Source organism: Qipengyuania gaetbuli (assembly GCF_020524765.1).
GTDB lineage: Bacteria > Pseudomonadota > Alphaproteobacteria > Sphingomonadales > Sphingomonadaceae > Qipengyuania > Qipengyuania gaetbuli_A.
Genome location: NZ_JAIVLR010000001.1, coordinates 1,327,338 through 1,340,701 on the forward strand (window position 1 = coordinate 1,327,338; position 13,364 = coordinate 1,340,701).

A 13,364-nucleotide genomic window follows, 5' to 3' on the forward strand; every position below is an offset into this window, starting at 1 on the left:
GCGACTTGCGTCAGCCGAGCAGGGCTTCGGTGTCGATCGCGTAGAGCGCTTCGGCGCCTGCCATGGCCGACGTTCGCAGGCCCGCAGCCTCCGGCACGATCCGGTCGAGGAAGAAACGCACGCTTGCAGGCTTCGTGACGGCAAGCGACGGCGCAGCGCCCGCTTCCACCGCGCGAAGCTGGCGCACCAGCTGCCAGCCTGCGACCGACACGGCGAGCATGGTGGTGAAGGGAACGCTGCCGGCCAGACGGTCGTCGAGGCTGGCTTCATCGCTCATCCAAGCGGCGACGGCAGCGCAATCCTTGGCGAGGGCTGCCAGCGCCGGTTCGTCGGCGCAATCGCGCGCGATGTCCTCTGTCAGCGATACCAGCGACTGTCCGCCGTCGAGTCCAAGCTTGCGGGTGACGAGATCGGCGGCCTGGATGCCGTTGGTACCCTCGTAGATCGGGGCGATGCGCGAATCGCGCCAGTGCTGGGCCGCGCCGGTTTCCTCGACGAAGCCCATGCCGCCGTGGACCTGGATCCCGAGGCTCGCGACCTCGGTTCCGATATCGGTGCCCCATGCCTTGATCAGCGGGGTCAGGACCTCGCCGCGCGCCCTGGCGGCTTCATCGCCCAGCACACCGCGATCGACTTGTCCGGCGGTGTAATAGAGCAACGCGCGCGCACCTTCGGTCAGTGCCTTCATGCGCAGGAGCATGCGGCGCACGTCGGGATGTTCGACGATGGCCACGGGGTTCTTGTCGGGCGAGCCTGCGCGGGCCGACTGCACGCGGTCCCGCGCATAGCCGAGCGCCTGCTGCGTCGCGCGCTCCCCGATCTGGACGCCCTGGTTGCCGACATTGATGCGCGCGTTGTTCATCATCGTGAACATGGCCGCGAGGCCGCGGTTGGGCGCGCCGACCAGTTCACCGATGCACTCGTCATTGTCGCCATAGCTCATGACGCAGGTGGGCGAGGCGTTGATGCCGAGCTTGTGTTCGAGGCTGACGCAGCGCACATCGTTGCGTGGACCGAGCGAACCATCTGAATTCACGTGATATTTCGGCACGACAAAAAGCGAGATGCCGCGGCTGCCCTCGGGCGCGTCGGGCAGGCGCGCAAGGACGAGGTGGATGATGTTCTTCGACAGCTCGTGCTCGCCCCAGGTGATGTAGATCTTCTGGCCCTTGATCCGGTACTTGCCCGAATGCTCGCCTTCTTCGATCGGCATGGCGGTCGCGCGCAGCGCGCCGACATCGCTGCCGGCCTGCGGTTCGGTCAGGTTCATCGTGCCCGACCATTCGCCGCTCACCAGCTTCGGCAGGTACTTGTGCTGCAGGTCCTCCGAACCGTGATGCTCCAGCGCCTCGATCGCGCCCACGCTGAGCATCGGGAGCAGGTTGAACGCCATGTTCGCCGTGCCGAGGTTCTCGAGCACGTTGCAGGCAAGCGTGAAGGGCAGGCCCTGTCCGCCGAATTCCGCAGGCGAGGCAATCGCGTTCCAGCCCTGCTCGACATAGGCTTCGTAGGCTTCGGCATAGCCCTCGGGCAGACGCACGACGCCGTTCTCCAGCTTCGCTCCTTCCAGATCGCCCACGCGGTTGAGCGGCGCGAACTCGCCGGCGGCAAACTGGCCCACGCCCTCGACGATGGCCTCGACCATGTCGGGCTCGGCAGCGGCGAATTTTTCCGTTCTCGCCAGTTCCTCGATCCCGGCATTGACGCGGATGGCGAGCAGCTGGTCCTGGGTGGCTGGAGTGTAAGTCACGGGTGCATTCCTCTTGGCTTTCTGCAGCGTCAGATATAGCGCGCGGGCATGGGCGGCAAATACGCTACGGAAACGCTTCAGGCCGACGAAGGTGGCATCGCCCGCGCGGCTGCGATTCTGCGCGAGGGCGGCCTTGTCGCCGTTCCGACAGAGACGGTTTATGGTCTTGCTGCACGGGCCGACTGCGACGCGGCGGTGGCGCGGATCTACGAGGCGAAAGGGCGCCCCAGCTTCAATCCACTGATCGTCCATGTCTCGACTATCGAACAGGCAAGGAGGCTGGCGCACTTCAGCGCCGTGGCGGAGGCCTTGGCAGAAGAGCACTGGCCCGGGCCCATGACACTTGTGCTTCCGCGCCGCGAGGATGCGGGACTTGCGGCGGCAGTCAGCGCCCGCCTCCCTACGATTGCGCTGCGCATGCCCGATCACCCTGTCATGCGCGGGGTGTTGCAGCAGGCCGGGGCGCCGATTGCCGCACCTTCGGCCAACCGCAGCGGCTTCATCAGCCCGACCAGCGCGGCCCATGTGCTTGCGTCGCTCGACGGGCGGATCGATGCGGTGCTCGATGGAGGCGAATGTCGTGCCGGACTCGAATCGACCATCGTGGCAGTGCGCGAGGACGGCGTTCTTGAAGAACTGCGACCCGGCCCGGTCAAAGTCGCGCCGCGCGACTCTTCCGCGGACGGCGGCGGTATCGAGGCGCCGGGCCAACTGGCGAGTCATTATGCACCCGGCAAGCCCGTTCGTCTGGAGGCTGTGGACGCACAGCCGGACGAATTCCTGATCGGTTTCGGCGCAATTGCGGGCGATTGCACGCTTTCGGCAAATGGCGACCTGATCGAGGCGGCGTCACGCCTTTATGCCTGTCTTCACGAAGGCGCACGGTCGTATAAGCCGCGCATCGCGGTTGCAGCGGTTCCCCACGATGGGGTGGGCATTGCCATCAACGACCGCCTGAGAAGGGCGGCGACGCCTTCGGACTAATCGTCTTCGGGCTCGACCGGGATGGTGGGCAGGATCTGCTGCATCTGGGCATAGGTGTCGCGCGCATTGCTGCAGGACCGCTGTTTGCCCTTTTCGCATTCGTCGAGCTGCTTCTCGTACTGGCGTTCGAGCTTGGCCAGCTGCTCCTCGCGCCTACGGATTTCCCGGCCGCGCTTCTCGTCCGCCTCCGACTGGCTGGTCGTGGCAAGGTCCACGCCCTTGCTGACGACTCGGACCGGCGCAGTCGCGACGTCGACGAGCGTGCCGACGCAGGCGCTGGTTCCCATGGCGGCGAAGGGGAGCACAAAAAAGGCCAGGCGGCGCATCGAAATTCCTTTCACTGCGCCGCCTAGCCGAATTTCCCTTATCAGGCGATGAATTAGGCTTCCGGAGCCTCCGGTGCTTCCGGAGCTGCCGGCGGTTCGGGTGCCTCGGCCTTGGCCTTGGTGGTGCCGCCCTTGCAGGTCAGCTTGCCCGATCCGACCGACGATACGGTGCAGGTCGCATTGCCGTTCACGGTCACACTGCCTGCGCCGACAATGCTGGCATCGACCGTGCCGTCGGAATCGAATTCCGCATCGCCCGATCCGACCACCGAGATATCGGCGGAGCCGGCCTTGAGGCCGCCCATCTTGCTGCTGCCAGAGCCGGCCACGGTCAGGTCGAGCTTGTCCGTACTGCCGGTCGCCTCGAAATCGCCCGAGCCGGCGATAGTCACGTCGAGGCTGCTGACGTCCATTTTCGCGACCTTGACCGAACCCGATCCGGCTACCGTGACGTCTGCGTTCTCGTCCATGCGATCGGCCTCGATCGTGCCCGAACCGGCCAGGACCATGGCCTTGAGGCTGGGCATGGTGACCCGCACGGTGGCGCGGCCGAGATCCTTGCCGCTGTCCTTGGCGCGCGAGATCGCCAGCGCGTCCTTTTCGATGTGGAAACGCATGGCGTCCACGGCCGCCTGGTCGCCGGTTACGTCGATGTCGAGTGCTGCGCCGTGAGTGACAATCACGTTGTCGGGGGCGGCAAGGACGATTTCGGTCGGCGCGGCTCCGCTCGTGTCGAGTTCCGCCAGCGGCACGCCTTCGCCATCGCCGATCTGGATGTTGACCCCGTCGCAACCTGCAACGAGTGCGCCCGCCGCCAGTGCTGCGAACGGAGCGAGTCCCTTGAGAATCCTGGTAATCATCATGCGGCCTTCCCTCTGCCTGTCCCGCTAGTCCGTATTGGCGATATAATACAGCGAGAGGGTGGGTTCAACCCATACGAAAAGGGCCGCCCCTTGCGGAGCGGCCCCTTCGTCGAAGCAGCAATGGCCTTGGCCGATCAGGCCTCTTCGGTGTTCTCGTAATATTGCGGCGCATGTTCGCGCAGCACGTCGAGGATCTTCTCGAGCGCGGTCGCTTCGTCGGTCTTCTCCATCGCCGCGAGTTCGCGGGCGAGACGGCTCGACGCCGCTTCGAAGATCTGGCGTTCCGAATAGCTCTGTTCCGGCTGGTCGTCCGGGCGGAACAGGTCGCGGGTCACTTCGGCGATCAGGACGATTTCGCCCGAATTGATCTTCGCTTCATATTCCTGGGCCCGGCGCGACCACATGGTGCGCTTGACCTTGGGCTTGCCCTTCAGGGTTTCCATCGCTTCCTTGAGCGTCTTGTCCGACGACAGCTTGCGCATGCCGATCGATTCGACCTTGTTGACCGGAACGCGCAGCGTCATGCGTTCCTTCTCGAAGCGGAGCACGTAGAGGTCGAGCTGCATGCCGGCGATTTCTTCGCTTTGCAGTTCGATGACACGGCCAACGCCGTGCTTGGGATAGACAACGTAGTCGCCAACGTCGAAGGCATCAGCCTTGCTCGCCATGTATCAATCCTTTCTCGGGGTGGAAGGCTTGGCCAAGCGGCAAAAAAGACCTGTCCGCACCCGGGGGGAGGCATGCGGCATAACGGTCAACTTGCGGATTGGTTGCTCTTCCGGCCCTTTCGATTCTCACATCTGGCCGGGAGCACACCGGCGCAGTTGTTGCATTATATAGCACAGCTTGTGGATTATTGCGAGTCTTTGACGCTTTCGGGCCCGGGCAATCGAATCTTCCGATGGCGCACGAGCCATCGCAGCCGGCCGCGGGAAGCCGGCTTCTAAAGTCAGCAGGGAATGCAGCTGCGCCGGAAGGCGGCGGCGGCGATCAGTCGCCTTCGCCGGGTTCGGTGCTGAAGTACTTGTCGAACTTGTCCTCTTCACCCTTGTGATCGTCGGCGTCCGCCGGCGGTTCCTTCTTCTGGGTGATGTTCGGCCATTCGGCGGAATACTTGGTGTTCAGCTCGAGCCACTTCTCGAGATTGTCCTCGGTATCGGGGAGGATCGCCTCGGCCGGGCATTCGGGTTCGCACACGCCACAGTCGATGCATTCCGACGGGTTGATGACGAGCATGTTCTCGCCCTCGTAGAAACAGTCGACGGGACAGACCTCGACGCAATCGGTGTATTTGCATTTGATGCAGGCGTCGGTGACGACGTAGGTCATGGTGCGATAATTCCCTGTCTCGCTATGGCTAAGGTGCTGCTATTCCGCTTTGCCCGCCCGGGTCAAGTTCGCGATAGCAGGCCGCTGCTTCGCGCGGCGGACCGCGGCGCGTCGGCAACTCCACAACCTCGATCAGGCGCACCGCGTTCCCCAGCGGGAGAGTGAGCACATCACCGATGGCAATGTCCCGGCTGGCGCGGGTCACGCGCTCGCCATTACGGCGGATGTGTCCCTCTTCGACCAGCCTTTGAGCCGCGCTTCGTGTGCGCACGAAGCGCAGGAAGCACAGCAGGCGGTCGATCCGCACTCTCAGCCGTGTTTCATGAGGTCGGCAAGGCCGGCAAAAGCACTGCCTTCGCGCGGTTTCGCCGGTGCGGGCGCGGGGCGCCGGTTCTGCTTGCGCCGTGCCGCGGGGCGCCATTCCCACTGGTCGGGACGCGGCGGCCCGAAGGCGCCTTCGGCCAGGGGGCGGGCGCGCTGGACGCGAAAGCCTGCCTGGCCCAGCAGGCGCTCGGCATTCTTTTCCTCCAGCCCGATCGAGATGGGCAGGGCAAGGTCGAGCACGAAGCGCCGCTTGCCGCCAGCCTTGGTCCGCGCATCATGCGCGGCGCGGAAAATCTTTTCCGCCAGGTCCAGCCGGATCGCCTGCGTCCCGGCATGGCGATAGCCCGAGGGCAGCTTCTTCTCATCCGGGATGACCGGCAGCATCGCGTCCTGAAGCGGACGCCGGTCGATGCCGAGTGCTGCGAGCAGCTGGCGCGGGGCGGGCTTGAGCAGCAGCGGCGAATAGATGTCGAGCGCGCCGAAGGTCACGCCGATCTTGCGCAGGAAGGGGCGCATTTCCTTCGGCAGGTGTTCGAGCCCTGCCTGCTCGCGCGTAACGAAGCCGTGCCCGGCGATGAGGTTGAGCAGCAGCGCGCGCGCCTGCGACCCGGCATCGGGATTGGTCGCGGCAACATGCATCCGGTGCAGCGGTTCGAGCGGTTCGAGCTTGCTGTCCAGCCAGGTGCCGAGCGCGGCCATCAGCGCCTTGCGCGATGCCTCGGGCAAGGTCGCGAGTTCGCGGGCAGGCTCGAGCTCCGGCTTCAACTGTCCGTCTCGCGGATTGAGCTTGGCCAGCATGTGGCCCTTCCACCGGATCGCCCCGCGCGACAATTCCACGTCCGCCATATCGGAGGCGGCGAGCGCTTCGGCGCGTTTGCCCAGAATGCGCGGCAGGGCCTTCTCCGCTGCGGCCAGCAACATCTTGCGGTCGGCATGGTTGGCGGCCTGGTCGACGACGAAGCGGAACCCGTCCACATGGCCGAGCGCTTCGTCCTCGACGCGCAGTACGCCTTCTGCGTCCAGCGCGATGGGGAGCAGCCCCGCGTCCTGTCCCAGCGATTTCATCAGGATTGCCGTCCTCCGGTTCACGAATCTTTCGGTCAGCCGCGCATGGAGCGCGTCCGACAGTTTTGCTTCCACGCCTCTTGCCCGTGACGCCATTTCGTCACGCGCCAGCACCCAGTCGGGACGCTGGCAGATATAGGCCCAGCTGCGAATCGCGGCGATCCGCCCCTGGAGCGTATCGATGTCGCCGCTCGTATTGTCGAGTTCCGAGATCCGCGCGGCAACGTAGTCCGCGCCGATATAGCCCTCCTGCAGATCCTGCCACAGCCGTGCGACGAAGCGGGCATGCACGTCGGGCCCGCGCTGGCGGAAATCGGGCAGCGAACAGGCCTCCCAGAAGCGCCTCACCTTGCCGTGCCCGCGGATCGTGGCGGCAAAGGGCTCCTCGGCCAGCCGTTTCAGCGTGGCGAGGTCGATCGCTTCGGGCGCAAGCCGCAAGGCCTCGTGCGATGGAGACGTCTCGAGATCGGCGATAAGCGCCGCGAGCGAATCGAACCGCGGCTCCGCCTCTCGCCAGAACAGCTTGGTGATCGGGGCGAAACGGTGCTCCTCGATCGCGTAGATCTCTTCCTCGGTGAATTCGGGCGAGGGGCCGAACTTGCCGCCCGCCCCGGCAAGCGTGCCGAAAGTGCCGTCGCGCTGGTGGCGCCCGGCGCGCCCGGCGATCTGCGCCATCTCTGCGGGATGCAGCCGCCGCATGCGCACCCCGTCGAACTTGGTGAGGCCGGCAAAGGCGACATGGTTCACGTCGAGGTTGAGGCCCATGCCGATGGCGTCGGTGGCGACGATGTAGTCCACCTCACCATTCTGGAACAATTCGACCTGCTTGTTGCGTGTTTCCGGTGAAAGCGCACCCATGACCACCGCGGCGCCGCCGCGAAAGCGGCGCAGCATCTCGGCAACCGCGTAGACCGCTTCGGAACTGAACGCGACGACGGCGCTGCGCGGCGGCAGGCGCGAAAGCTTGCGCGGGCCGATATGGGTAAGCGTGGAAAAGCGCGGCCTGGCGGAGATTTCCGCCTTGGGCACCAGCGCCCGGACCATCGGCTCCAACGTGGCCGCGCCGAGGATCATCGTTTCCTCGCGCCCGCGCGCATTGAGCAGGCGGTCTGTGAAAACGTGCCCCCGCTCGCGGTCGGCGGACAATTGCGCCTCGTCCAGCGCGACGAAGGCCCGCTCGCCCGCATCGCGCGGCATCGCTTCGACCGTGCAGCACAGATAGCGTGCGCCGGGCGGCTCGATCCGCTGTTCGCCAGTGATGAGCGCGACCGATTTCTCGCCCTTTATCGCCACGACCCTGTCGTAGACCTCGCGCGCGAGCAGGCGCAGCGGGAAACCGATCGCACCGCTCGAATGCGCGCACATGCGCTCGATGGCGAGGTGGGTCTTGCCGGTATTGGTGGGCCCGAGGACCGCCTTGATCGGGGCGTCGTTCACACCCGACTAGGTGGCAGCGCCCCCCGCCATGCGCAACTGCCCGTCGCCCGATACGCGCAATTGACCGCATTCCCGACGAAAAGACGTCGCGGTTAAGGCGATCTTTACCTTGATTCCGCCATGGATTAGGTCGCTTTACGAATGCACGGGCTGGGCGCTGATACGCGCTCGCGACGGAGGGTTTCAGGTGTACGAGTCCGACAAGGACGAGGAACCGCAATCGGTATCGATGCTTGCTGGCGGCTCCGCAGGGGCGGCCGCAATCGCCATGCCCGGCGCGCAGGCGACGTCTTCCGCCTCCCGTTTTTCGCTCGGCACGCTGCGCGACCAGCTGTTCGCGCGGATCGAGACGCTCGATATTGCACCGGATCTCGGCGCCGACATCGGCTCCAAGCGCTGGTTCCGCGGCCTTGGCACATTCGTCGGCCTGTCGGTGGTCGCGCTGGCTTTCTGGCCCGACTTCGCTCCGCTCGAGGCGGCATCGCCGCTGCCCGACGACAAGCCGGTTCTCGACGAATACCACAGTCAGGCGATCCTGCCACTGGCGCTGGGCGCCGATACCGGTCGCCGCATGGGCCCGAGCAACCTCGTGCGACCGCTGGCCGAAGCGCCCGAGCGGCCGCAGCTGCAGATGCTCGCCACGCTATCCTCGCCCGACAGTTTCGAGCGCACGCTGCTGCGCGCAGGGGTAGGCCGTGACGAGGCGCGCCAAGTGCTGTCCATGGTACAGGGTGCCATCCCGCTCGGCGAGCTCGAACCGGGTACGCAGATCGACATCACCTTGGGCCGCCGGCCTGCACCGGGCGTATCGCGCCCGCTCGAAGACCTCACGTTCCGCGCGCGGTTCGACCTCGAACTGTCGGTCTCGCGCCTCGATCCGGGAGCGGAACTGACGCTGGCGAAGAAGGCCATCCGCGTCGACGACACGCCGCTGCGCATCCGCGGCACGGTGGGCGACAGCCTCTACCGCTCCGCCCGCGCGGCCGGTGCACCGTCGAGCGCGATCCAGGCCTATCTCAAGGCTCTGTCGCAGCAGGTGAATCTCGAACGCGACGTGCGCGCCACCGACAGCTTCGACATCATCGTCTCGCATCGCCGAGCCGCCACGGGCGAGCGGCAGGCGGGCCAGTTGATCTTCGCAGGGCTCGAACGCGGCTCGCGCACGCCGATCCAGCTGATGCGCTGGGGCAAGGACGGCCAGTTCTACGAAGCTTCGGGCGTGGGCGAGGAGCGCGGCGGCCTCGTCGCGCCGGTGCCCGGGCGGATGTCCTCCAGCTTCGGCATGCGGCGTCACCCGATCCTCGGCTATCGGCGCATGCATTCGGGAGTCGACTTCAAGGCCGGCCACGGCACGCCGATCGTCGCCGTGACCGACGGGCAGGTGACCGGTGCGGGCCGTATGGGCGGCTGCGGCAATGCGGTGCGCCTGCGCCATGCAGGCGGGATCGACACGCGTTACTGCCACATGAGCCGCATCGCGGTGAACCGCGGGCAATCGGTGCGCCGGGGACAGGTCATCGGCTATGTCGGCTCGACCGGCTTGTCGACCGGCGCGCACCTCCACTACGAAATGTACCGCAGCGGCCGCGCGGTGAACCCGGCCTCGGTCAAGTTCGTGACCCGCGCCCAGCTGTCGGGAGCCGAGCTGCAGCGCTTCCGCGAAACGCTGCGCCGGATCAAGACGGTGGAGGCAGGCGCCGCGCTCGAAGACCTCGCGCCCACGGCCGAGGAAATCGCCAGCGAAACGCCCTTGCGCGAAATCGACAAGCTCGACGCGCCCAAGACGGTCGGCTGACATTGCGCCGTCGCCGCGATTGCGGCAGACGGTGCGCATCATGACCAACGCTTCCTATCCCGCCACGCGGATGCGCCGCACGCGCGCCCACGACTGGAGCCGCAGGATGCACCGCGAAACGGTGCTGACCCCGGCCGATCTCATCTGGCCGCTCTTCGTCACCGAAGGCACGGGGGTGGAAGAGCCCGTCGCCAGCCTGCCGGGCGTCTCGCGCTGGTCGATCGACGGTATCGCCAGGCGCGCGCGGGAAGCGGCCGATCTCGGCATTCCCTGCATCGCGCTGTTCCCGAACACGCCGCAGGGCAAGCGTAGCGACGACGGGGCCGAAGCGCTCAACCCGGATAATCTCATGTGCCGTGCGATCAAGGCGGTGCGCGATGCCTGCGGCGGGGATATCGGTATCCTCACCGATGTCGCGCTCGACCCCTATACCAGCCACGGGCAGGACGGGCTGATCGATGCGAATGGCTATGTCCTCAACGACGAAACTGTCGCGGTGCTGGTCGACCAGGCGGTCACGCAGGCCGAAGCCGGGGCCGACATCGTCGCGCCGTCCGACATGATGGACGGCCGCGTGAAGGCGATCCGCATGGCGCTGGAAATGAACGGGCATCCCAACGTCCAGATCATGAGCTACGCGGCTAAATACGCCTCGGCTTTCTACGGCCCGTTCCGTGACGCCGTGGGGTCCGGCGGCCTGCTGAAGGGCGACAAGAAGAGCTACCAGATGGATCCGGCGAACGGCGACGAGGCCCTGCGAGAAATCGCGCTCGACATCGCCGAAGGTGCTGACAGCATCATGGTCAAGCCGGGCCTTGCCTATCTCGACGTGATCTGGCGCGCCAAACAGCAGTTCGGCGTGCCCGTCTTTGCCTACCAGGTCAGCGGTGAATACGCGCTGATCGAAGCAGGCGCGGCAGCCGGTGTCGGTGATCGCGAGGCGCTGCTCATGGAAAAGCTGGTCGCCTTCAAGCGCGCGGGCTGTTCGGGCGTGCTGACCTACCATGCACCGCTGGCAGCCCGACTGCTGAATGGCTGAGTTCCGGCACGAGACCGACCGGCTGGTCCTGCGCGACTGGCGCGATGAGGACTGGGGGCCGTTCTGGGCCGCCACCAACACGCCTGCAGTCATGCGCTGGTTGGGCGGCGTTGCCGACGATGCCAAGCGGCAGGGCGCACAGGACCGCCTGCTGTCCTACACCCGCGACCACGGTCACACCTTCTGGGTGGTCGAGCGCAAGGACGATGGCGCAATCCTGGGCTTTTGCGGGCTCAAGCGCTGCAACCAGCAGGGCGGTCCGATCGGCATGATGGAAGTTGGCTGGCGCCTGCGCGAAGATGCCTGGGGCAAGGGCTATGCGAAGGAAGCGGCCAAGGCCTCGCTCGACCTCGCCTTCGAGCGCTTCGGCGCGGACGAGGTCGTTGCGCTCACAGTCATGGGCAACGAGGGCAGCTGGGGGCTGATGAAACGGCTCGGCATGCGCCGGCGCGAGGATCTCGATTTCGCGAACGCCGATTTCGACAAGGATAACCCTGTCATCATCGTCTATTCCATCGCGCGCGGCGATTGGCATGGCTGACATCATCGCCGAAACCGACCGCCTGATCCTGCGCACCATCGAAGAAAGCGATGCGGCCGAGCAATACCGCCTGCTCAACACGCCGGCCGTCATGGCCCGGCTGGGCGGCCCCAAGGAACTGCACGAGATCGAGGCGAAGCACGCCAAGGCCATGCAGTGGTACGCCACGCGCGGCTTCAGCTTCCTGATGCTGGTCGAGAAAGACACTGGCGAGCTGGTCGGCCATGCCGGCATCAAGCTGGTCGACAACCCGCTGGCGAAGAACCAGGGCGATCACGAGATCGGCTGGCTTATCCGCGAGGACCGCTGGCGGCGGGGCTATGCCGAAGAGGCGGTGCGCGCCATCGTCGACTGGGCCCTCGGGCGCGTGGGTGCACCGCATGTCGTCGCGCTGACGAGCGACCTCAACGTGGCCAGCTGGAAGCTGATGGAAAAGCTCGGCATGGTTCGCCGCGAGGATCTCGATTTCGAGGACCCGAACTTTCCGCCAGAGGACCGCAAGACCATCCTTTACAGCATGACAAGAGACCAATGGGAGAAGGCCCAGTGACCAGGCCCGGCGTCAATATCGTACCGATCCACGGCAAGGTGCCGAACATCCACGAGAGCGCGTTCATCGCACCCGGCTGCACCATCATCGGGGACGTGACGATCGGGGCGGAAAGCTCGATCTGGTACAATTGCGTGCTGCGCGCCGATGTGAGCCGCATCGTCATTGGTGAGCGGACCAATGTGCAGGACGGCAGCGTACTCCATTGCGATCCGCCGCGCCCGGGCGACCCCGATGGCTCGCCGCTCATCATCGGCGACGACGTCCTGATCGGGCACATGGCAATGGTCCACGGCTGCCGGATCGAGGACCGCGGCTTCGTCGGCCTCGGCGCGATTGCCATGAACAAGGCCGTCATCGGCAGCGACGCCATGCTGGCAGCAGGCGCCATGCTCACAGAAGGCAAGGTCATGGGCGCGCGCGAGCTGTGGGGCGGTCGCCCGGCGCGCAAGATGCGCGATCTCGACGACATGGCCGTGGCCGGCATGCGCATGGGCACGGCCCATTATGCGGAGAACGCGAAGCACCACGCTGCCGCCGTCGATGAAGCGCTCAAAGGCTGACCTTCCAGAAGCCGGCGAATTGCTCGCCCTGCTCGATGACCGCCAGCGTATCGCCGTCCGGGTCACGCCCGGCGCACGGAGCGAGGCGGTCACTATCGAGGAGGGCCGCGTGCTCGTGAAAGTGCGCGCCAAGCCGCAGGACGGTGCGGCGAACGAGGCCGTTATCCGCCTCCTCGCCCACGCACTCGGCATCGCGCCGTCGCGCATCGCGATGTTGCGCGGCGCGACTTCGCGCGAGAAGCTCTTTCGGGTCGAGGCCTAGCCCGCAGGCCGCGCATAGCGCGCGAGGAAGCCGACGAAATCGATCTTGCCCAGATCCACGCCTTCCTTGCGCAGGATGGCGTAGGCGGTTGCGGCGTGGAAGTAGAAGTTGGGCATCGTCCAGTCGCGCAAATACTCATGCGCGGCCATCACGAAGCGCATGCCGTTGGGCAGGGTCATGTCGATTTCCGCGTCATGCGCCGCGGCTTCGCGTTCACCGGCAGAACCCACATGCTCGCGTGCCCTGGCCAGCATGGCGCGGACCTCGTCGAAGCTGGCAAGGGCTGTCTCTTCGTGCGGAATGTCCATGCCCCACACCCGGCCGAGCGCCATGTAGACCTGGTTCACCGCGATGCGGAATTGCGATTCCAGCGGGAGCATGTCCTCGGCGAGCCGGCCCTCGACCAATCGCTCGTCGGACACTCCCGCCTTCTGGGCCTTGGCCGCGAGATGGTCGAGCGTGCCGAGGATGTTGCCGAAAGTGGCGATTGCGGCGGACGAATAGGACATGGTTCTCTCCCGTGAGGCCCATACCAG

General features: G+C 66.0%; 15 protein-coding genes. 7 read left to right on the forward strand and 8 right to left on the reverse strand.

Annotation, left to right across the window (positions count from 1 at the left end; translation table 11 throughout):
* Positions 1–10 precede the first annotated feature (10 nt).
* On the reverse strand, positions 11–1,750 hold the full coding sequence (locus tag LC083_RS06760) for an acyl-CoA dehydrogenase (RefSeq protein ID WP_226699714.1): 1,740 nt from the start codon (positions 1,748–1,750) through the stop codon (positions 11–13).
* Positions 1,751–1,798: 48 nt separating this feature from the next.
* On the opposite strand from LC083_RS06760, the gene LC083_RS06765 reads away from it, so the two are divergent.
* Positions 1,799–2,734, forward strand: coding sequence for an L-threonylcarbamoyladenylate synthase (locus LC083_RS06765; RefSeq protein ID WP_226699715.1), 936 nt, complete (start codon positions 1,799–1,801; stop codon positions 2,732–2,734).
* On the opposite strand, the gene LC083_RS06770 is transcribed toward LC083_RS06765, so the two are convergent.
* The 6 genes from LC083_RS06770 to LC083_RS06795 form a co-directional block, all read right to left on the reverse strand.
* Positions 2,731–3,060: a hypothetical protein gene (locus tag LC083_RS06770; protein WP_226699716.1), complete on the reverse strand. Its 330-nt coding sequence runs from the start codon at positions 3,058–3,060 to the stop codon at positions 2,731–2,733. The genes LC083_RS06765 and LC083_RS06770 overlap by 4 nt on opposite strands.
* Before the next feature lie 53 nt (positions 3,061–3,113).
* Complete coding sequence (locus LC083_RS06775) at positions 3,114–3,923, reverse strand: head GIN domain-containing protein (protein WP_226699717.1); 810 nt, start codon at positions 3,921–3,923, stop codon at positions 3,114–3,116.
* 134 nt (positions 3,924–4,057) lie between these two features.
* Positions 4,058–4,591 (reverse strand): CarD family transcriptional regulator, encoded by a 534-nt coding sequence (locus LC083_RS06780; RefSeq protein WP_006832856.1) that lies wholly within the window; start codon positions 4,589–4,591, stop codon positions 4,058–4,060.
* A gap of 322 nt (positions 4,592–4,913) precedes the next feature.
* Positions 4,914–5,252 (reverse strand): ferredoxin FdxA, encoded by a 339-nt coding sequence (gene fdxA, locus LC083_RS06785; protein WP_160608625.1) that lies wholly within the window; start codon positions 5,250–5,252, stop codon positions 4,914–4,916.
* Positions 5,253–5,280: 28 nt separating this feature from the next.
* Positions 5,281–5,559 (reverse strand): RNA-binding S4 domain-containing protein, encoded by a 279-nt coding sequence (locus tag LC083_RS06790; RefSeq protein ID WP_222554784.1) that lies wholly within the window; start codon positions 5,557–5,559, stop codon positions 5,281–5,283.
* Between the two features lie 2 nt (positions 5,560–5,561).
* Positions 5,562–8,078 carry a helicase-related protein gene (locus LC083_RS06795; RefSeq protein ID WP_226699718.1) on the reverse strand — a complete coding sequence of 839 codons (2,517 nt, stop codon included), beginning with the start codon at positions 8,076–8,078 and terminating at the stop codon, positions 5,562–5,564.
* Between the two features lie 229 nt (positions 8,079–8,307).
* Between LC083_RS06795 and LC083_RS06800 the strand changes: the two genes are divergently transcribed.
* The 6 genes from LC083_RS06800 to LC083_RS06825 are packed head-to-tail and all read left to right on the forward strand — an operon-like array spanning position 8,308 to position 12,828.
* The gene (locus LC083_RS06800; protein ID WP_413469450.1) at positions 8,308–9,873 is read left to right on the forward strand and encodes a peptidoglycan DD-metalloendopeptidase family protein; all 1,566 of its coding nucleotides are present in this window, start codon (positions 8,308–8,310) and stop codon (positions 9,871–9,873) included.
* Positions 9,874–9,913: 40 nt separating this feature from the next.
* Entirely contained in the window at positions 9,914–10,912 is a 999-nt protein-coding gene (hemB, locus tag LC083_RS06805) for a porphobilinogen synthase (RefSeq protein WP_226699719.1), read from the forward strand.
* Entirely contained in the window at positions 10,905–11,453 is a 549-nt protein-coding gene (locus LC083_RS06810) for a GNAT family N-acetyltransferase (RefSeq protein WP_226699720.1), read from the forward strand. The genes hemB and LC083_RS06810 overlap by 8 nt, the downstream gene beginning before the upstream one ends.
* Complete coding sequence (locus tag LC083_RS06815) at positions 11,446–12,003, forward strand: GNAT family N-acetyltransferase (protein WP_226699721.1); 558 nt, start codon at positions 11,446–11,448, stop codon at positions 12,001–12,003. The genes LC083_RS06810 and LC083_RS06815 overlap by 8 nt, the downstream gene beginning before the upstream one ends.
* A complete protein-coding gene (locus tag LC083_RS06820; RefSeq protein ID WP_226699722.1) occupies positions 12,000–12,566 on the forward strand; it encodes a gamma carbonic anhydrase family protein in 567 nt (188 codons plus the stop codon). Before LC083_RS06815 ends, LC083_RS06820 begins: the two co-directional genes overlap by 4 nt.
* Positions 12,547–12,828, forward strand: coding sequence for a DUF167 domain-containing protein (locus LC083_RS06825; RefSeq protein ID WP_226699723.1), 282 nt, complete (start codon positions 12,547–12,549; stop codon positions 12,826–12,828). Before LC083_RS06820 ends, LC083_RS06825 begins: the two co-directional genes overlap by 20 nt.
* On the opposite strand, the gene LC083_RS06830 is transcribed toward LC083_RS06825, so the two are convergent.
* Positions 12,825–13,337, reverse strand: coding sequence for a DUF1993 domain-containing protein (locus LC083_RS06830; RefSeq protein WP_226699724.1), 513 nt, complete (start codon positions 13,335–13,337; stop codon positions 12,825–12,827). The genes LC083_RS06825 and LC083_RS06830 overlap by 4 nt on opposite strands.
* Positions 13,338–13,364 lie beyond the last annotated feature (27 nt).